The 19,702-nt window shown below is 59.5% G+C and carries 14 protein-coding genes; 11 read left to right on the top strand and 3 right to left on the bottom strand.

The window, feature by feature from the left end; translation table 11 throughout:
• Positions 1 to 272 precede the first annotated feature (272 nt).
• The 11 genes from dnaE to DT594_RS18705 all read left to right on the top strand — a co-directional run bounded on the left by dnaE (position 273) and on the right by DT594_RS18705 (position 16,489).
• Positions 273 to 3,797 carry a DNA polymerase III subunit alpha gene (gene dnaE, locus DT594_RS18755; RefSeq protein ID WP_149334696.1) on the top strand — a complete coding sequence of 1,175 codons (3,525 nt, stop codon included), beginning with the start codon at positions 273 to 275 and terminating at the stop codon, positions 3,795 to 3,797.
• 100 nt (positions 3,798 to 3,897) lie between these two features.
• Positions 3,898 to 4,854 (top strand): acetyl-CoA carboxylase carboxyl transferase subunit alpha, encoded by a 957-nt coding sequence (gene accA, locus DT594_RS18750; RefSeq protein ID WP_149334694.1) that lies wholly within the window; start codon positions 3,898 to 3,900, stop codon positions 4,852 to 4,854.
• Positions 4,855 to 6,183 carry a tRNA lysidine(34) synthetase TilS gene (gene tilS, locus DT594_RS18745; protein ID WP_149334692.1) on the top strand — a complete coding sequence of 443 codons (1,329 nt, stop codon included), beginning with the start codon at positions 4,855 to 4,857 and terminating at the stop codon, positions 6,181 to 6,183.
• A gap of 131 nt (positions 6,184 to 6,314) precedes the next feature.
• On the top strand, positions 6,315 to 7,946 hold the full coding sequence (locus DT594_RS18740; protein WP_149334690.1) for a CTP synthase: 1,632 nt from the start codon (positions 6,315 to 6,317) through the stop codon (positions 7,944 to 7,946).
• Positions 7,947 to 7,955: 9 nt separating this feature from the next.
• The gene (kdsA, locus tag DT594_RS18735; protein ID WP_149334688.1) at positions 7,956 to 8,816 is read left to right on the top strand and encodes a 3-deoxy-8-phosphooctulonate synthase; all 861 of its coding nucleotides are present in this window, start codon (positions 7,956 to 7,958) and stop codon (positions 8,814 to 8,816) included.
• 39 nt (positions 8,817 to 8,855) lie between these two features.
• Positions 8,856 to 10,145: a phosphopyruvate hydratase gene (gene eno / locus DT594_RS18730; protein ID WP_149334686.1), complete on the top strand. Its 1,290-nt coding sequence runs from the start codon at positions 8,856 to 8,858 to the stop codon at positions 10,143 to 10,145.
• Positions 10,146 to 10,151: 6 nt separating this feature from the next.
• The gene (gene ftsB, locus DT594_RS18725; RefSeq protein ID WP_096346706.1) at positions 10,152 to 10,424 is read left to right on the top strand and encodes a cell division protein FtsB; all 273 of its coding nucleotides are present in this window, start codon (positions 10,152 to 10,154) and stop codon (positions 10,422 to 10,424) included.
• On the top strand, positions 10,421 to 11,107 hold the full coding sequence (ispD, locus tag DT594_RS18720; protein WP_149334684.1) for a 2-C-methyl-D-erythritol 4-phosphate cytidylyltransferase: 687 nt from the start codon (positions 10,421 to 10,423) through the stop codon (positions 11,105 to 11,107). The genes ftsB and ispD overlap by 4 nt, the downstream gene beginning before the upstream one ends.
• A gap of 234 nt (positions 11,108 to 11,341) precedes the next feature.
• Complete coding sequence (gene imuA / locus DT594_RS18715) at positions 11,342 to 11,959, top strand: translesion DNA synthesis-associated protein ImuA (protein ID WP_149334682.1); 618 nt, start codon at positions 11,342 to 11,344, stop codon at positions 11,957 to 11,959.
• Positions 11,960 to 11,966: 7 nt separating this feature from the next.
• Positions 11,967 to 13,382: a Y-family DNA polymerase gene (locus tag DT594_RS18710; RefSeq protein WP_149334680.1), complete on the top strand. Its 1,416-nt coding sequence runs from the start codon at positions 11,967 to 11,969 to the stop codon at positions 13,380 to 13,382.
• The gene (locus DT594_RS18705) at positions 13,358 to 16,489 is read left to right on the top strand and encodes an error-prone DNA polymerase (protein ID WP_425460589.1); all 3,132 of its coding nucleotides are present in this window, start codon (positions 13,358 to 13,360) and stop codon (positions 16,487 to 16,489) included. The genes DT594_RS18710 and DT594_RS18705 overlap by 25 nt, the downstream gene beginning before the upstream one ends.
• Positions 16,490 to 16,500: 11 nt before the next feature.
• Here the strand turns inward: DT594_RS18705 and DT594_RS18700 are convergent, their stop codons facing one another.
• The 3 genes from DT594_RS18700 to mmsB are packed head-to-tail and all read right to left on the bottom strand — an operon-like array spanning position 16,501 to position 19,591.
• Positions 16,501 to 17,652 carry an acyl-CoA dehydrogenase family protein gene (locus DT594_RS18700; RefSeq protein ID WP_149334678.1) on the bottom strand — a complete coding sequence of 384 codons (1,152 nt, stop codon included), beginning with the start codon at positions 17,650 to 17,652 and terminating at the stop codon, positions 16,501 to 16,503.
• On the bottom strand, positions 17,649 to 18,701 hold the full coding sequence (locus DT594_RS18695) for an enoyl-CoA hydratase/isomerase family protein (protein WP_149334676.1): 1,053 nt from the start codon (positions 18,699 to 18,701) through the stop codon (positions 17,649 to 17,651). The genes DT594_RS18700 and DT594_RS18695 overlap by 4 nt, the downstream gene beginning before the upstream one ends.
• Positions 18,698 to 19,591 (bottom strand): 3-hydroxyisobutyrate dehydrogenase, encoded by an 894-nt coding sequence (mmsB, locus tag DT594_RS18690; RefSeq protein WP_149334674.1) that lies wholly within the window; start codon positions 19,589 to 19,591, stop codon positions 18,698 to 18,700. The genes DT594_RS18695 and mmsB overlap by 4 nt, the downstream gene beginning before the upstream one ends.
• Between the last annotated feature and the right edge of the window lie 111 nt (positions 19,592 to 19,702).

Genomic DNA, 19,702 nt, shown 5'->3' with positions numbered 1-19,702 from the left:
TAAGGCGGCAGGGGTAAGCCGACCGTCTCCGGCATGGATGCCGGTGATGAGCCTACAGGGATGTATTCACGGCGGGTCGGCGTGCCCTGCCGCCTTACGCACGCCAGGCGCAGAGATCGCGCATCCCAGTGCTCCGCTAGACTGCCGCTGCTCGTGTATTGGCTCAAAAAGAACTGATAGCAGGCAGGAATCGAAGACAAAGCCAGCTAGCCCCCAACTCCCCCCGCCGTTACAATCCCACCTCAGTTGTTGCCTTCAGAAACAGGACCACCATGACGCATTCTTTCGTTCACTTGCGTGTACACAGCGAGTTTTCTCTGGTTGACGGTATCGTCAAGATCAAGCCACTGATCAAGATGGTAGCCGAGGCAGGGATGCCGGCAGTGGCGGTGACGGATCAGAACAATATGTGCAGCCTGGTGAAGTTTTACAAGGCGGCCATGGGCGGCGGGATCAAGCCGATTTCCGGTGTCGACGTCTGGCTGGTCGGCGCGAATGATGACAACCAGCTTACTCGCCTCAGCCTGCTGGCCATGAACCGTAACGGCTACCGCAATCTGACCGAACTGATCTCCCGCGGTTATACCGAAGGTCAGCGTAACGGCGTGGTGACTATCCGCCGCGAATGGGTGGCCGAATCCAGTGAAGATGTAATTGCGCTGTCCGGCGCCAAGGAAGGAGAGATCGGTCAGTCACTGCTGTCCAACAATCCGCAAGAAGCCGATGCTCTGCTGCAGTACTGGATGCAGGTCTTTCCCGGCCGTTTCTATCTGGAGTTGCAACGTACCAGCCGCCCAAACGACGAAGAGTACTTGCACGCCGCCGTTGACCTGGCGGTCAAGCTGGATTGCCCGGTGGTGGCGACCAATGATGTGCGCTTTCTCAAGCGTGAAGATTTTGAAGCACACGAAACGCGCGTGTGTATTGGTGAAGGCCGGGCGCTGGATGATCCGCGTCGGGTGCGCCAGTACAGCGAAGAACAGTATCTGAAAACGCCGGCCGAAATGGCCGAGCTGTTTTCCGACATCCCGGAAGCATTGGCCAACAGCGTGGAAATTGCTCGTCGCTGCAATATCGACGTGCAGCTGGGCAAGAACTTCCTTCCGGCCTTTCCGACGCCGGGCGGCATGAGTGAAGCGGACTTCTTCCGCAAGGTCTCGTTTGAAGGGCTGGAAGAACGTCTCAAAGTGGTACTGCCGCCCGATTCAGATAATTACGAAGCACGCCGTCAGGTGTATATCGACCGGCTTAACTTCGAGCTGGATATCATTATCCAGATGGAGTTTCCCGGTTACTTTCTGATCGTGATGGACTTTATCAAGTGGGCCAAGAATAACGGTGTACCGGTGGGCCCGGGCCGGGGCTCCGGGGCAGGCTCGCTGGTCGCCTATTCGCTGCTGATTACCGATCTGGACCCGCTGCAATACGATCTGCTGTTCGAACGCTTTCTGAACCCGGAGCGGGTATCCATGCCCGACTTTGACGTCGACTTCTGCATGGAAGGGCGAGACCGGGTCATCGAATATGTAGCCGACACCTACGGCCGCAACGCGGTATCGCAGATCATCACCTTCGGTACCATGGCGGCCAAGGCCGTGGTGCGGGACGTGGCGCGGGTGCAAGGCAAGTCCTATGGTTTGGCTGACAAACTATCGAAGATGATCCCCTTCGAAGTCGGCATGACGCTGGCCAAAGCCTTCGAGCAGGAAGAGATCCTGCGTGACTTTCTTGCCAATGACGAAGAAGCCCAGGAAATCTGGGACATGGCGCTCAAGCTTGAAGGCGTTACGCGTAACGTCGGCAAGCACGCCGGTGGCGTGGTGATCGCGCCGACCAAGCTGACCGATTTTGCTCCGCTGTATTGCGACGAGGCCGGCGGCGGTCTGGTGACACAGTTCGACAAGGATGACGTAGAGGCCGCGGGCCTGGTCAAGTTCGACTTTCTCGGTCTACGGACCCTGACCATTATTGACTGGGCCATGGACACCATCAACCGGGTGCGGGCCAAGACCGGTGGTGCGCCCCTGGATATCAACTTTATCCCGCTGGATGATCTGCCCACCTACCAGATGTTGCAGAAGGCCGAGACCACCGCGGTATTCCAGCTCGAATCACGCGGCATGAAAGAGCTGATCAAAAAGCTCAAGCCTGACTGCCTGGAAGATCTGATCGCCCTTGTAGCCCTGTTCCGTCCTGGGCCATTGCAATCGGGCATGGTTGACGATTTCATCAATCGTAAGCACGGCCGCGAGATCCTTTCCTATCCGCATCCGAACTATCAGCTCGACAGCCTGAAGCCGGTACTGGCGCCGACCTACGGTATTATTCTGTATCAGGAACAGGTGATGCAGATTGCCCAGGTCATGGCCGGTTATACGCTCGGCGGTGCCGACATGCTGCGCCGGGCCATGGGTAAGAAAAAGCCGGAGGAAATGGCCAAGCAGCGGCAAATTTTCCTTGAAGGTTGCGAGACGAACAATATCAACGCCGATCTGGCGGGCAACATATTTGATCTGGTAGAAAAGTTCGCCGGTTACGGTTTCAACAAATCACACTCGGCAGCCTACGGCCTGGTCTCTTATCAGACCGCCTGGCTCAAGGCGCATTATCCCGCGCCCTTTATGGCGGCGGTGTTGTCGGCCGATATGCACAATACCGACAAGGTGGTAACGCTGATCGAAGAGTGCCGCAGCATGAAGCTGCGCCTCAACCCGCCGGATGTGAACGTCTCGGAATACAAATTCACCGTGGATGATGCGGGCGCTGTGGTATACGGGCTGGGCGCGATCAAGGGCGTGGGTGAAGGGCCGGTGGAGACCATTGTTGAGAAGCGTCTGCAAGGCGGTCCGTTTCTCGATCTGTTTGACTTCTGTGCCCGTGTCGATCTCAAGCGGATCAACAAGCGAGTGATGGAAGCGCTGATCCGTTCCGGCGCGCTGGATAACCTCGGGCCGTTTTTCGATACCGAACAGCAAGCCTATCTGAAGAACGTCGACCGCAACCGGGCGTCATTGATGGCGGCGATGGAAGAAGCGATTGCGGCGGCCGAGCAGACTGCCAAGAGCGCGGACAGCGGCCATGCCGATCTATTCGGCGAGCTACTCGGCCCTTCCACCGTGCGCGACGTGTACGAGCAATATCGCAAGGTCCGTGAGTGGACCTTCAAGGAACGCCTGCGTGGCGAGAAAGAAACGCTCGGGCTGTACCTGACCGGTCACCCGATTGACGAGTATGAAAAAGAGATTCGCCGCTTTGCCCGCCAGCGCATTATTGATCTGAAGCCGTCACGCGACAGCCAGACGATTGCCGGACTGGTTTTTGACCTGCGGGTGATGAAGACCAAGCGTGGCGACAAGATGGGCTTTGTCACGCTGGATGACCGTTCGGCACGGATTGAGGTCTCGCTTTATGCCGAGGCCTATCAGTCATCACAGGCGTTGTTGCAGAAAGACGCCATGTTGGTGGTGGAAGGGGAGGTTAGTCAGGATGATTTTTCCGGCGGCCTGCGCATGCGCGTCAAGCGGGTAATGAGCCTGGAAGACGCCCGCACAACCTTGCTCGACAGCGTGCGTATCAGCCTGAACACCGAGCGCCACGGCGCGCAAAGTCTCGACCAGTTGGCCGGGTTGTTGCGCAAATTCCCCGGCGGATGCGCGGTAACGGTGGATCTGCAGCGGCCGGACGCAGCGGTGCAATTGCGCCTGGGCGAAGGTTGGAGGGTCGAGCCGGCCGATGATCTGGTGCAGGGGATACGTGACCACCTGGGCAAAGACAGCGTCTCTTTGCACTACAGATGATGCGCAAGGGCTTGGTGCGCTCGACTGTTAGGCGCCAATCCCTTAAGGTAATGAAAAATCGGACGCCCTGCTGCGGGGCCTACGCGGATAATGGATGCTTATGAGCAAGAGCCAGAAATACCTGGAGTTTGAACAGCCGATCGCTGATCTGCAGGCCAAGATCGAAGAGCTGCGATTGGTCGGCAGTGATAATTCGCTGAATATCACCGACGAAATCGCCCGTCTTCAGGACAAGAGCAAGTCGCTGACCGAAAGCATCTTCGGCAATCTGAGCAGCTGGCAGATTGCGCAGATGGCCCGGCATCCACAGCGGCCTTACACGCTGGACTATATCAGTCAGATTTTTACTGATTTTGAAGAACTGCACGGTGATCGGCATTTCGCCGATGATGCCGCCATTGTGGGTGGTATTGCACGTCTGGATGGCCGCCCGGTAATGATTATTGGGCATCAGAAAGGCCGTGACGTGAAGGAGAAGGTTCGCCGCAACTTCGGTATGCCCAAGCCTGAAGGCTACCGCAAGGCTTGCCGTCTGATGCAGATGGCCGAACGCTTCAATATGCCGCTGCTGACCTTTATCGATACGCCCGGTGCTTATCCGGGTATCGACGCGGAAGAGCGCGGTCAGAGTGAGGCTATCGCCTGGAATCTGCAGATCATGGCGCGCCTGAAAACCCCGATCATTGCCACCGTTATTGGTGAGGGTGGTTCCGGTGGGGCTCTGGCGATTGGTGTGTGCGACCGCCTGATGATGCTGCAGTATTCCACTTATTCGGTTATTTCCCCGGAAGGCTGCGCCTCGATTCTGTGGAAGAAATCCGAGAAGGCCGCCGACGCCGCCGAAGCTATGGGCATTACCGCCGAGCGGCTGAAGGAGCTCAAGCTGGTTGATAACCTGATCGCCGAGCCACTCGGTGGCGCGCACCGCAAGCCGGAAGAAATGGCCGCACGGGTCAAGGCCCAGCTGCTGGTTGAACTGGAGGAGTTGGAAAAACTCCCCGCTGACGAGCTGCTCGAGCGTCGTTACGATCGCCTGATGGCTTTCGGTCTGAAGTAGATGTTCTCTGCGCAGGAACTGCTCAGGCAGTTGCTGCCCTGCACGGACGCCCCGACCTGGTGGTTGGGGTTGTCCGGTGGCATGGACTCGATGGTTCTGCTCGACGCATTGACCGAGCTGCGCGACCATCATTCGCTCCCTCCCATTAAAGCGCTGCATATACATCACGGCCTGCATGCCGATGCCGACCTGTGGGCGGAACACTGCCTGCAGCAGTGCCGCGTGCGCGGAGTGGAGCTGATTGTCGAGCGAGTGCAGCTGACGCCAGGCGCGAGTATCGAGGCCCAGGCCCGTGCTGCGCGCTATCAGGCTTTCGCTGCGCATATGGGCAGCGATGATTGTCTGCTGCTGGCGCATCATCAGGACGATCAACTGGAAACGCTGCTGTTTAGAATACTCCGCGGCACGGGGTTGCGTGGGTTGGCGGGTATGCCGCAGAGGCGGGCGTTGGCGCAGGGTCATTTGTACCGACCGCTGCTGGGCTGGAGCCGCTCGGAACTGCTGGCCCGGGCCGAGTCCAGACAATTGAGCTGGATAGAAGACCCGGCCAATCAGGATCAGCGGTTTGCCCGTACTCACTTGCGTCACGATCTTTTGCCACGCCTGCGTGACAGCTGGCCCGCGGCGCCGGATAGTCTGCTGCAACTGGCGGAGCATGCCGCGGATGCCAACCTGATTCTGGATGAGCGCGCGCAGGAGGATCTGCAGCTGGCTCAGCCGGGCGTTACTGATCCCTGGTTGTGTGCCTGGCAAAGCCTGGATGCCGGGTACGTGCAGACCCTGTCGCTGCCGAGGCAGGCCAATCTGCTGCGCTATTGGTGCCAACTGAATCAGTTCACGTCGCCGCCCAGGCGGCAGCTCCAGACGTTCCTCAGTCAGTTAGCTGCTGACGGCGACGGGCAGCCGGAAATGCGCGTGGCCGACTATCGGCTATGCCGCTCGTCGGGTCGCATTTGGCTATTGCCTGACGCCACGGCATGCACACCTGTGCCCCAGCCTCTGCCGCTTTGGGGCGATACGCCATTGAGCGCTAGCAACGGTACTTTGCTGATCACGCCGGCAGAGCAGGGTATTGCCTGGCGTGCGGGTCTCTGGCAGGTCAGATATCGCCAGGGTGGTGAATTGATCAAGCCGCCAGGCCGCCCGACTCAGTCCTTGAAGGATTTGCTACAACAGTCAGGCATTCCGCTTTGGCTGCGCGCTCGGGTTCCGTTGCTATACTGCGACGAGCAACTGGTTTCCGTAGCGGGGCGCTGGAATGCTCAGGATGCGGCTGCGAGCGGCAATGAATCGGCTTTTCAGGTCACTTGGTTGCCGCTAACGGATTGAGCAATCGGGGGGCGTCTGGTATCCTGACTTCCCATCTTGACGAGACTTTGGGAATCAACCAGTGCTTCCCCCAGGCTCCCTTCGATTCCCCGCGGCTCTGGTCGCTTAACAGTTCATTCAACGGGTTTTTCATGACGCGCTACATCTTCGTCACGGGTGGTGTTGTATCTTCATTGGGCAAGGGTATTGCTTCGGCATCGCTTGCAGCCATTCTCGAAGCACGGGGCCTGAAGGTCACCATGCTCAAGCTGGATCCGTATATCAACGTCGATCCCGGCACCATGAGCCCCTTCCAGCACGGTGAAGTCTTCGTCACCCACGATGGCGCCGAGACCGATCTGGATCTGGGTCACTACGAGCGTTTCGTCAGTGCGACCATGAGCCGTGCCAACAACTTCACCACTGGCCGTGTGTATGAGGAAGTGCTGCGCAAGGAACGTCGCGGTGATTACCTGGGTGCGACCATTCAGGTGATTCCGCACATTACCGACGAGATCAAGAGCCGCATCATCAAGGGCGCCGGCGATGCCGACGTAGCTCTGGTGGAAATTGGCGGTACCGTCGGTGACATCGAATCCCAGCCGTTCCTCGAAGCCATTCGACAGCTACGAGTTGAAGTTGGTGCCAAGCGCGCTATGCTGATGCACCTGACGCTGGTGCCCTATATCGCCACTGCTGGCGAAACCAAGACCAAGCCCACTCAGCATTCGGTCAAGGAACTGCGCTCTATCGGTTTGCAGCCCGATGTGCTGATCTGCCGCTCCGATCATCCGATTGATCTGTCCTCGCGGCGCAAGATCGCGCTGTTTACCAACGTGGAAGAGCGTGCGGTAATTGGCCTGGAAGACGTCGATACCATCTACCGTATTCCCGCCGTATTGCACGCGCAGGGCCTGGATGACTTTGTTATCGAGCGCTTTGGTCTCGAGTGCGGTAGCGCCGACCTGTCCGAGTGGGACCGTGTGGTGGCTGGCAAGCTGTACCCGAACAAGGAAGTGACCGTTGCCATGGTCGGCAAGTACATGGAGCTGCTGGATGCCTACAAGTCGCTGATCGAAGCACTCAGCCACGCTGGTATCCAGAGCCAGACCAAAGTCACCATGCGTTATATCGATTCCGAAGAGATCGAACTCAAAGGCGTGGGCTTACTCGAGGGCGTCGACGCGATATTGGTGCCGGGCGGCTTCGGCCTGCGCGGCGTGGAAGGCAAGATTGCCGCAGTGCGTCACGCGCGCGAGAACAAGATTCCCTACCTGGGCATTTGCCTGGGTATGCAGGTAGCCGTGATCGAGTACGCCCGCAGCGTGCTTGGCTGGGCTGACGCCAACTCGACCGAGTTCGACAAGATCAGCGAGCATCCGGTGGTCGGCCTGATTACCGAATGGCAGAACGCCAGTGGTGACAAGCAGCAGCGCACTGAAGATTCCGATCTGGGCGGCACCATGCGCCTGGGCGGCCAGGAATGCGCGCTGACGCCGGGCTCCAAGGCGCACGAATGCTATGGCAAGGACGTCATCGTCGAACGTCACCGCCATCGTTACGAGGTCAACAACAATCTGCTGGCCGAACTGGAGGCCGGTGGACTGAAAGTGACCGGCCGCTCTGTGGATGGGGCGCTGGTTGAAGTGATCGAAGTTGGCGACCACCCCTGGTTTGTGGCCTGCCAGTTTCACCCGGAATTCACCTCGACTCCCCGTTACGGTCATCCGCTATTCAGTGGCTTTATTCAGGCGGCACTGGCCCAGCACAAGCTCAAGGGCTGAGGAATACAGATGCAACACAAGACGGTTCAGGTAACTGCGCCCGCCGGGCAGGTGATCGATATCGCCAACGACAAGCCCTTTGTGCTGTTCGGCGGCATGAACGTGCTGGAATCCCGCGACATGGCCATGCGTGTTTGCGAGACCTATGTCGAGGTCACCAGCAAGCTGGGCATTCCTTACGTATTCAAGGCCAGCTTTGACAAGGCCAACCGTTCTTCAATCAACTCCTTCCGGGGCCCGGGCCTGGAAGAGGGTTTGAAGATCTTCGAAGAGATCAAGCGCACCTTCAACGTGCCGTTGATCACCGATGTGCACGAGCCGCATCAGGCTGCCCCGGTTGCCGAAGTCTGCGACATCATCCAATTGCCGGCGTTTCTGTCGCGGCAGACCGATCTGGTGGTGGCCATGGCCAAGACCCAGGCGGTGATCAATATCAAGAAAGCACAGTTTCTCGCGCCGCAGGAAATGCAGCATATCCTCACCAAGTGTGAAGAGGCCGGCAACAACCGGTTGATTCTCTGTGAGCGCGGCTCCAGCTTTGGCTACAACAACCTGGTGGTCGATATGCTCGGCTTCGGCATCATGAAGCAGTTCGAGTACCCGGTATTTTTCGATGTAACCCACGCACTGCAAATGCCCGGTGGGCGCAGTGATTCGGCCGGCGGCCGTCGCGCTCAGGTCACCGATCTGGCCAAAGCCGGTATGAGCCAAGGTTTGGCCGGCTTGTTTCTGGAAGCCCACCCGGATCCGGACAACGCCAAGTGCGATGGCCCCTGCGCGTTGCGTCTGGACAAACTCGAGCCTTTCCTGACCCAGTTGAAGGCGCTCGACGAGTTGGTCAAAAGCTTTCCTGTGTTGGAAACCGCCTGATTACCCTTTTCTTTTTGTTAGATGGAGCAAGCAGCAACCATGGCTAAGATTATTGATATCAAGGGTCGCGAAGTTCTCGATTCCCGTGGCAATCCGACCGTTGAAGCCGACGTGATTCTGGAAGGCGGCCTGCAAGGCAGCGCCTGTGCACCTTCCGGCGCGTCCACCGGCTCGCGCGAAGCGCTGGAACTGCGTGACGGCGACAAGAGCCGCTATATGGGCAAAGGCGTACTCAAGGCTGTCGCCAATATCAATGGTCCCATCCGTGAGCTGCTGGTGGGTCGCGATGCGATTGATCAGGCTGGCCTGGATCGCGCCATGATCGACCTGGACGGTACCGAGAACAAGGCAACTTTGGGCGCCAACGCGATTCTGGCGGTATCCCTGGCTGCTGCCAAAGCGGCTGCCCAGGCCAAGGGCGTGCCTTTGTACGCACATATTGCTGATCTGAACGGCACACCTGGCGTGTATTCCATGCCGGTGCCGATGATGAACATCATCAATGGCGGCGAACACGCGGACAACAACGTCGATATTCAGGAATTCATGGTGCAGCCGGTCGGCGCGAAGAATTTTGCCGATGCCCTGCGTATGGGTGCAGAGATCTTTCACCACCTCAAGGCCGTGCTGAAGGCCCGCGGTTTGAGCACATCGGTAGGTGACGAGGGCGGCTTTGCGCCGAACCTGGCATCCAACGAAGATGCGCTGGCCGCGATTGCCGAAGCGGTAGCCAACGCCGGGTATACCCTGGGCGATGACGTGACCCTGGCCCTGGACTGTGCCGCCAGCGAATTCTACAAGGATGGCAAATACGATCTGGCCGGTGAAGGCCAGGTGTTCGATGCCGCCGGTTTTGCCGATTACCTGGCTGGTCTGACCCAGCGTTATCCGATCATCTCCATCGAAGATGGCATGGACGAGTCTGACTGGGCTGGTTGGAAGACCTTGACCGACAAGATTGGCGCCAAGGTGCAATTGGTTGGTGACGATCTGTTCGTGACCAATACCAAGATTCTCAAGCGCGGTATCGACGAGTCCATTGGTAACTCGATTCTGATCAAGTTCAACCAGATCGGCTCGCTGACCGAAACTCTGGAAGCCATTCAGATGGCCAAGGCCGCCGGCTTTACCGCCGTGATCTCCCATCGCAGTGGCGAAACCGAAGACAGCACCATTGCTGATCTGGCGGTGGGTACTGCCGCCGGGCAGATCAAGACCGGTTCCCTGTGCCGTTCTGACCGGGTGTCCAAGTACAACCAGCTGCTGCGTATTGAAGAGCAGCTGGATGGCAAGGCGCCGTATAAAGGTCGCGCTGAATTCCGTGGCTGATCACCGGTGAAATGGCTCTGGTTGGTCGCGCTGCTGTTGCTGGGCGGGCTGCAATATCGTCTGTGGGTAGGCGATGGCAGTCTGGCCCATGTCACCCAGCTCAAGCAGCAGATTGACGAGCAGGCTCGTGAGAACGAGCAGCTGCTGGAACGCAATCGCGTGCTCACGGCTGAAGTGATTGAGCTCAAGCAGGGTCTGGAAACCGTTGAAGAGCGTGCCCGGCATGAGCTGGGCATGGTCAAGGAAGGCGAAACCCTGTTTCAGCTGAGCGACGAATGAGCCTGCCTTTCTGGGTAGTGATTCCTGCGGCGGGCGTTGGCTCGCGCATGCAGGCGGACCGACCCAAGCAATACCTCCCCCTGGGCGATCGCGCCCTGATTGAACACACCCTTGATTGCTTTCTCGGCCAGCCCGGTCTGAATGGGCTGGTGGTCTGTCTTGCCGCCGATGATGCCTGGTGGCCGGCCCTCGCCTGTGCCTCAGATCAGCGCATCCAGCGGGCTGGCGGCGGGCGGGAGAGGGCTGATTCGGTACTCTCAGGGTTGCACAAACTCACTGAGCTGGGCGCGCTGGATAGTGATTGGGTGCTGGTACATGACGCCGCGCGCCCGCATCTTGCCGCTACCGATCTGCATAAACTGCTGGATAGTCTGCAGGATGACCCGGTCGGGGGTCTGCTGGCCGTACCGGTACGCGATACGCTCAAGCAGGCGGATGCCGATGGTCGGGTGACCGCTACGCCGGACCGTTCCCTGTTCTGGCAAGCCTACACACCGCAGATGTTCCGCCTCGGGGCCTTGCGTCAGGCGCTGGCCGATGCGCTGGCCTGTGGCGCGCTGATTACCGATGAAGCTTCAGCCATGGAGCGTGCCGGCTTTGCTCCCCGCCTGATCGAAGGGCGCGCGGACAATATCAAGGTTACTCGGCCCGAAGATATGGAATGGCTCACCCGGCTGCGCTGACGCTTTTCTCGTCTTAAACACACTCTACCCCTTCCAATATTTACGTTTTCCTACTTGATTCAGGTGTCGTCAGTGGCTGCAAGCAATTCCGGTTGACCCTGTGTGCATGAGTAAATATGCTGTACGTATATACAGCATTTTACCTATGCAGGTTCTCCCAATGTTTTCTCTGCACTTTACTCACATTGCTCGTGGTGTTGTCTTCAGGTGCACCCGTCTGGACCGGAGTCGGTGATGGGCTCGGTGGTGTCACTGTCAACTATGCTCGATGAGCGGCGTATCTGGCGCGGCCAGCCCGCTGCGGTGCCTGCTGCTGGACAATCGACGGGATTTGCCGAACTGGACATGGCCTTGCCATCGGGTGGCTGGCCCGAGGCAGCGCTGAGTGAAATACTCATCCAAGCCGAAGGCACCGGCGAGCTGCAGTTGCTCTGGCCAACCCTCAAGCGCTTGTCGGCAGCCGGTGAAAGGGTGGTGCTGATCGGTCCGCCGCATATTCCTTTTGCCCCGGCCTGGCAGGCGGCGGGTATCAGTTTGTCCTGTTTGTCAGTCATTCAAGCCAGCGGCAGCGATGCTCTTTGGGCTGCGGAGCAATGCTTGCGCTCCGGAGCTTGCGGCGCAGTTTTGTGCTGGCCGCAACGAGCCAATGACCGAGTTCTGCGGCGTTTGCAGGTCGCAGCGGAGACCGGGCAAACCTTGGGTTTTGCTTATCGGCCGATCAATGAGGCGCTCAACCCGTCGCCAGCGGCTTTGCGCCTGAGCATTGAGAGCCAGCCGAACCAGTTGCGGGTATTGAAGTGTCGCGGCGGGCTGGCTCCCGCCAATCCCATCCCCTTTAACCTACGGCATTGAGGCTGCCATGCTCTGGGCCTGCATACTCTTGCCACAACTGGCACTGGACGCGGTGCTGCGGGGTGTGGCCGATCCCCAGGCGCCGCTGGCGCTGATCAGTGGCACGCCACAACGCCGGGTGCTGCAAACGGTCAATGCCGCTGCCCGGGAACTGGGGCTGCGGCCGGGTCAGTCACTGGCCGCCGCGCAAATGCTGTCGCGGGATTTTGCCATGCGCGAATACGATCCGGCGCACATCGAGCGGTGGCATGCTTTTCTTGCCGCCTGGGCTTACCGATTCAGCTCGCATGTCAGCCTGCACTACCCGCGGGCGCTGGTGATGGAAGTCGAATCGAGTTTTGCCTTGTTCGGACCCTGGGAGCGCTTCGAAGCACGGCTGCGCGAAGAATTGACCGCATTGGGTTTTCGCCATCGGATTGTATTGGCGCCGAACCCGGCGGCGGCACGTATTCTGAGTAACGCGCATGACGGCTTGGCGGTGCAGCAAGTCGAGACTCTGCGGCAGATGATTGAGCAGATGCCGGTGACCCGTGCCGGCTTCGACGCAGAGACCACGCGGGCCTTTACCCGTATGGGGTTGCATCGCCTGCATCAGGTACTGGCACTGCCGCGTGCCGGTTTGGCTAAACGCTTTCCGGAAGAGGTACTCAAACATCTGGATACGCTGCTCGGCCTCCGGGCCCAGGCATTGGAATGCTATGCGCCAGCGGATTTCTTCGATGTGCGTTTCGAGCTGAATTTTGATGTTGGCTCCCACCAGGCGCTGTTGTTTCCACTACGGCGGCTGACCGCGGATCTGGCGGCGTTTCTGGCCGGCCGCGACAGTGGCGTGCAGCGCTTCGTGCTGCATCTGGAGCATCGCGAGGGTGAGGATAGCCTGGTGTCCGTAGGCCTGCTCAGCGCGGAGCGCGATGCGGCGATGTTGTTTGAGCTGGCACGTGGTCGGCTGGAGCAACTGCAGGTACGTGCGCCGGTGCAAGCGTTACGCTTGCTGGCCAGGGATCTGCCGGCTTTTGTACCGCAGAAGCGTGAACTCTTTGAGGAGCGCCCGCAGCAAACCCTGCCTTGGGAGCAACTACGTGAACGCTTGCGCGCGCGCTTGGGCGATGACGCTGTTTCAGCCCTCTCAGTGCGCCCCGATCACCGCCCCGAACAGGCTTGGCGAACCTCGGAAGTACGTGCGCCTTGTTTATTGAGTGATCACACCATCGCCAGGCCCGGTTGGTTGCTGCAAGAGCCGCAGGCGCAGCTGAGCGGTTTGCGGATTCTCGCGGGTCCAGAGCGTATCGAAAGCGGTTGGTGGGATGGGGGTGATATGCGTCGCGACTACTATCTGGTGGAAACCGATAATGGCCAACGCGCCTGGGCCTATCGGCCTGTGGGGCAGGGCGGGCCATTGTGGTTACATGGCTGGTTCGCATGAGCGCGGATTCAGAACGAGCCATCTTGATGGGCTACGCCGAGCTGCACTGTCTGTCGAACTTCAGCTTTCAGCGCGGCGCCTCCAGTGCCCAGGAGCTCTTCGAGCGCGCCCAGCTGCATGGTTATAGCGCGCTGGCGGTGACAGATGAATGCTCCCTGGCTGGTATCGTACGCGCCTGGCAGGCTTCAAAGGATACCGGCTTGCCCTTGATTGTCGGCAGTGAGATGCAGGTTGAAAGTGGGCCCAAGCTGGTGCTGCTGGCAGAAAATCTGCCGGGCTACCAGCGTCTGTGCTGGTTGATTACCCAGGCCCGGCGCCGCGCTCCCAAAGGCGAATATCGTTTGCTACCAGATGACTTTCAGTCAGCGCTGGATGGTCTGCTGGCGCTATGGCTGCCCGGCGAACAGCCTTGCCTGAAGCAGGGTCAATGGTTGCGCGCGCTGTTTCCCCAGGCCCTGTGGCTCGCGGTAGAGCTGCACTGCGGTCAGGATGACGATCAGCGCCTGGCGCAACTGCGTGAAGCCGGGCAAATGCTCAACCTGCCACTGGTTGCCGCCGGCGATGTACACATGCATGCCCGCGGCCGGCGTGCCCTGCAGGACACCATGACCGCAGTGCGCCATCACTGCACCCTGTCCGAGGCAGGATTACGGTTGTTTCCGAATGGTGAACGGCACTTGCGTTCACCTGATGCACTGGCAGAAATCTATCCAGCGGATTTACTCGCTGAAACCCAATTGATTGCCGCACGCTGCACATTCGACCTTGGGCAACTGCGCTATCAATATCCGCATGAGCTGGTGCCACAAGGCGAAACACCGGCCAGTTGGCTGCGTGAATTAACCGAGCGGGGGATTCGCTGGCGCTGGCCTGCCGGGGTCACCGATAAGGTGTGCTCGCAGATCGACAAGGAACTGGAGCTGATCACTTTCAAGGAATATGAGAGTTATTTTCTTACGGTGCATGACATTGTCCGCTTTGCCCGTGAGCGGCATATTCTCTGCCAGGGTAGAGGGTCGGCGGCCAACTCGGCCGTGTGCTTTGCATTGGGTATTACCGAAATCGACCCGGCGAAATCCAATCTGCTGTTTGAACGCTTTCTGTCTCGCGAGCGTAATGAGCCGCCGGATATCGATGTGGATTTCGAGCATGACCGCCGGGAAGAGGTGATCCAGTACGTATTCCAGCGTTACGGTCGGCATCGTGCGGCCTTGACCGCAGTGGCCAGCAGTTATCGGGGGGCTGGTGCCATCCGTGATGTGGCCAAGGCGCTGGGCATGCCGGCGGATCAGATCAATGCATTGGCCGACTGTTGCGGCCGCTGGAGCAGCAAGGTGCCCTCGGATGAGCGCCTGCGTGAATCCGGCTTTGATCCGGCACATCCGTTATTGCATCGGGTGTTGAAGTTGACCGAGGAGCTGATCGGATTTCCCCGGCACCTGTCGCAACATCCGGGCGGCTTTGTGATTTCCGAGCAGCCATTGCACACGCTGGTGCCGGTGGAAAATGCGGCGATGGATGAGCGCACCATTATCCAGTGGGACAAGGACGATCTGGATCTGGTCGGCCTGCTCAAGGTGGATATTCTAGCACTGGGCATGCTCAGCGCGCTGCGCCGCACTTTCGATCTGCTGCGCCTGCACCGCGGGCGCGATCTGACGCTGGCGACCATTCCTGCGGAAGACCAGCCTACCTATGAGATGATCAGCCGTGCCGATACCGTCGGCGTATTCCAGATCGAGTCGCGGGCGCAAATGGCCATGCTGCCCAGGCTCAGGCCCCGGACTTTTTATGACCTGGTAATCGAAGTGGCGATTGTCCGTCCCGGTCCGATTCAGGGCGATATGGTGCATCCCTATCTGCGGCGGCGTAATAAAGAGGAGCCGGTTACTTATCCTTCAGAGGCGCTGCGGGCTGTTTTCGAAAGAACCCTGGGCGTGCCGCTGTTCCAGGAGCAGGTGATGGAACTGGCGATTGTCGCCGCGGGCTATACCGCCGATGAAGCGGACAAACTACGTCGTAGCATGGCGGCCTGGAAGCGCCATGGTGGTCTGGAACCACACCAGAAGCGCCTGACCGAGGGCATGCTAGAGCGCGGTTATAGCGCCGAGTTTGCCGCGCGGATCTTCGAGCAGATCAAAGGCTTTGGTAGTTACGGTTTTCCAGAGTCGCATGCCGCCAGCTTCGCGTTGCTGACCTACGCCAGTTGCTGGCTGAAATGTCATGAGCCGGCGGCCTTTACCTGCGCGCTGATCAATAGCTGGCCGATGGGCTTTTACAGCCCTGACCAGTTACTGCAGGACGCACGCCGCCATCAGTTGGAAACCCTGCCGGTGGATGTGCGCTACAGCCAGTGGGACTGCACCCTGGAGGGCGGCGGTGCGACTGAAGAGCAGCAGCCGGCGATTCGGCTGGGGTTGTGTATGGTACGCGGCTTTCGCGAGGACGATGCGCAGCGCATTACCGAGTGCCGTGAACAGGCGCCATTTGCTGATGTGGCGGAGCTTAGCGAGCGAGCGCAGCTGTCTTCACGTGCGCGTGAACTGCTCGCTGATGCTGGCGCGTTGCGTGGTTTGGCCGGGCATCGCCATAGCGCACGTTGGGCGATTGCCGGGGTCGAGCCGCAGATGCCATTGTTTGCCGGCCTGGCCTGTGCGGAAGAAGCCGCCGTGATGTTACCCGAGCCGACTCAAGGGCAAGATCTGCAAGCCGATTATGCCAGTGTGGGCACGACGCTGGGCCCGCATCCGCTGAGCCTGTTGCGTGAACAGCTCACGGCGAGGCGCTGTCGCAGCTCCCGGGAGCTGCCCCTGATCGAAAGCGGTCGCGCGGTTTCGGTAGCGGGGCTGGTAACCGGACGGCAGAAACCCGGGACCGCCAGCGGGGTGATCTTTGTCACGCTCGAGGACGAGTATGGCATGGTCAACGTGGTGGTCTGGCACGAACTGGCCGAGCGCCAGCGGCGTGAGCTGCTTGGCTCACAGATGATGCAAGTGGATGGTTATATCGAGTCGGAGAAGGGTGTGATTCATTTGATCGCCCGGCGACTGCACAATCTTAACCCGCTGTTGGCGGGGCTGGATGTGCGCAGCCGGGATTTTCAATAGCGGTCAAATCTTCAAAGCGAGTAATGCCGCAGCTCACGGGCGATCAGCAGGCGCTGAATCTCGCTGGTGCCTTCGTAGATCTGAGTAATACGTGCATCCCGGTACAAACGCTCGACCGGATAATCCTCCAGGTAGCCATAACCCCCATGGATCTGGATCGCCTTGCTGCAGACCGCCTCGGCCATTTCACTGGCGAACAGTTTGGCCTGGGAGGCTTCCGATAGACATGGGAGTCCTGCAGTCCGCAGGCGCGCGGCATGCAGAATCAGCAGCCGGCTGGCGTTGAGTTGCATATGCATGTCGGCGAGCATATTGGCAATGCTCTGGTGCTCGGTCAGCGCCTGGCCGAACTGTGTGCGGTCGCGCGCATAAACCAGCGCCGCCTCGAACGCAGCCCGGGCAATGCCTAGCGCTTGTGCGGCAATTCCGATACGCCCACCTTCCAGGCCTGACAGGGCGATGGACAATCCCTTGCCTCGCTGCCCGAGCAGGGCACTTTCCGGGAGGCGGCAGTTATCCAGGCTGATCGCGCAGGTGTCCGAACCGCGAATGCCCAATTTGTGTTCCATCCGCTCGACGCGGAAGCCGGGGTTATCGGTCGGTACCAGAAATGCCGACAGGCCCTTCTTGCCGAGCTCCGGGTCGGTCACCGCAAACACCACCGCCAGGCTGGCGCGTTTGCCGTTGCTGACAAACTGCTTGGCGCCATTGAGCACCCATTCGCCGTTTTCCAGCACCGCGCGGGTGCGCAGGTTGTGCGCCTCGGAGCCGGCCTGGGGCTCGGTCAGGCAGAAGCAGCCAATCGCCTCACCGCTTGCCAGCTTGGCCAACCAGGTCTGTTTTTGCTCGTCCGTGCCGTAATTCAATACCGGGCCGCAGCCGACCGAGTTGTGGACACTCATCAGTGCGCCGGTAGCGCCGCAACCGGCCGAGACTTCTTCTACCGCCAGCGCATAGGCCACATAGTCCACATAACTACCGCCCCATTCCTCGGGCACCACCATCCCCAGCAGACCCAGTTCGCCCATCTGCTGGATCACACTGCTGTCGATCCAGCCGCTCTTGTCCCAACCGGCAGCGCGGGGTGCCAGCTCGGCCTGGGCAAACTGCCGGGCCATGTCGCGAATCAATCGCTGGTCTTCACTCAATTCCAGATCATTCATGACAGGCCCTCGAAAAAGGCGTTTATTCGAGCAGGTTGCAACTGGCCGATGCCGGGTGGATTCCAGCGTGGCTGTTTGTCCTTGTCGACCAACAGGGCGCGGACTCCTTCGACAATATCACCGTCGTTGAACCACTGGCGGTCCAGATGCAGTTCCATCGCAAAGCAATCTTCGAGAGACTTTTCCCGGCCGCGGCGCAGCAGTTCCATGGTCACCGCCATGGCCAACGGTGAGCGGCTGTCCATCATGCGTACGGTATTCTGAGCCCATTCGGTGTATTCAGGGCGGATCTCTTCCAGCAGCGACTGACGTATAGCGGTCAGAGTGGGCTGGGCAAAATGCAGATCGATGGCCGGTTGCAGCTCAGTCAGTTCGGCGGGCGGCAGATCAGTAGCGCCCAGCGCTTCCAATATGCTTTCCAGGCTATCGTGCTGCCAGTTAATGCTATCCAGTGCCCGGTCCAGTTCATCTAAACGTTCCGCAGAAGCGCACAGGTCGGCCAACTGCAGATGCAGTGCATCGGCGGTTTTTACCTGGGTGCCGGTGAGGCCAAGATAGAGTCCCATTTCGCCGGGCAGACGCGACAGAAAATAGCTGCCGCCCACGTCCGGGAAATAGCCGATACCGGTTTCCGGCATCCCCAGTTTTGAGCGCTCGGTGACGATGCGCAGGCTGGCGCCTTGAGCCAACCCCATGCCGCCACCCAATACAAAGCCATGCATTACCGCAACGAGCGGTTTTCGGTAGTGGTGAATGCTCAGATCTAGCGCGTACTCCTCGGCAAAGAAGGTTTCAATCGCTTGAGCATCCCCGGCCAGATGTTGGTCGTATAAGGTGCGAATGTCTCCGCCGGCACAGAATGCTTTCTCGCCGTTGCCGCGCAAGATCACCGCCTTGATGTCGTTATCAGTTGCCCAGTCGTTCAAGTAACCCTGGAGTAGTCGCACCATCTCCAACGTCAAAGCATTCAGCCCGGCGGGGCGGTTCAGGGTCAGGTGGCCAATCCGGTTGCGGACCTCGGCCAGCACAGGTGCCTGCACATCAGTCATTCGGTATCTCCGGTGTAGAGTTTGATGATTGCGGAAAAATCCAACGCGCCATGTCCCTGGCTGCTGAAAGATTGGTACAACTGCTGGGCAAGAGCCCCCAGCAGAACCGGTTGTTGCGCATGTTTGGCCGCTTCGGTGGCCAGGCCCAGATCCTTGAGCATCAGGTCTGTGCCAAAGCCGCCACTGTAACCACGCGCGGCCGGCACATTCTCCATGACACCCGGGTAAGGGTTATAGGTGTCAGAGCTCCAGCAGCGGCCGCTGGACGTATTGATGACGCCCGCCAGCACCTCGGGCTGCATACCCAATGCCACACCCAGATTCATGGCTTCGACGGTGCCGATCATGGAGATTGCCAGCAGCATGTTGTTGGCCACCTTGGCTACCTGACCATTACCGGCAGGGCCGCAATGTACGATGTTCTTGCCCATGGCCTGCAGCACCGGCAGCGCGTGGTCGAAATCCGCCTTGCTGCCGCCGACCATAAAGGTCAGTGTGCCCGCGGCTGCACCGCCAGTGCCTCCGGAGACCGGCGCATCGAGCATGGGATTGTTCTGCTGTTCAGCCGCTGCCGCCACTTCCCGAGCACTGAGAGGGTCAATGGTCGAGCTGTCTATCAGCCTGACACCCGGATGGACGTTGGCTAGCAAGCCTTCCTCGCCCAGATACACAGCTTTGACTTGTCTGGCTGCCGGCAACATGGTGATGATCAGTTCGCAATCCGTAGCGGCGATCGCCTGAACCGATGAAGCCCTGGCGGCACCGGCTACGACCAGCGCCTCCACCGCCACTTCAGAGAGATCGAATACACTCAGTTGATGCCCGGCAGCGAGCAGGTTGTGGGCCATGGGGCTACCCATGTTGCCGAGTCCGATAAAGCCGATATGCATGGCTGGCGCTCCTGCTGTGAATGGATACGGATGAATCAGTGTGGAGAATGCCGTGGGAGGAGGATAGCCCATGGTAATCGGCATGTAAGGCCGATAAAGCAGGTAAACCCG

The sequence above is a fragment of the Halopseudomonas laoshanensis genome, assembly GCF_008365385.1.
GTDB lineage: Bacteria > Pseudomonadota > Gammaproteobacteria > Pseudomonadales > Pseudomonadaceae > Halopseudomonas > Halopseudomonas laoshanensis.
This window is presented reverse-complemented; position numbering and strand designations above follow the sequence as displayed.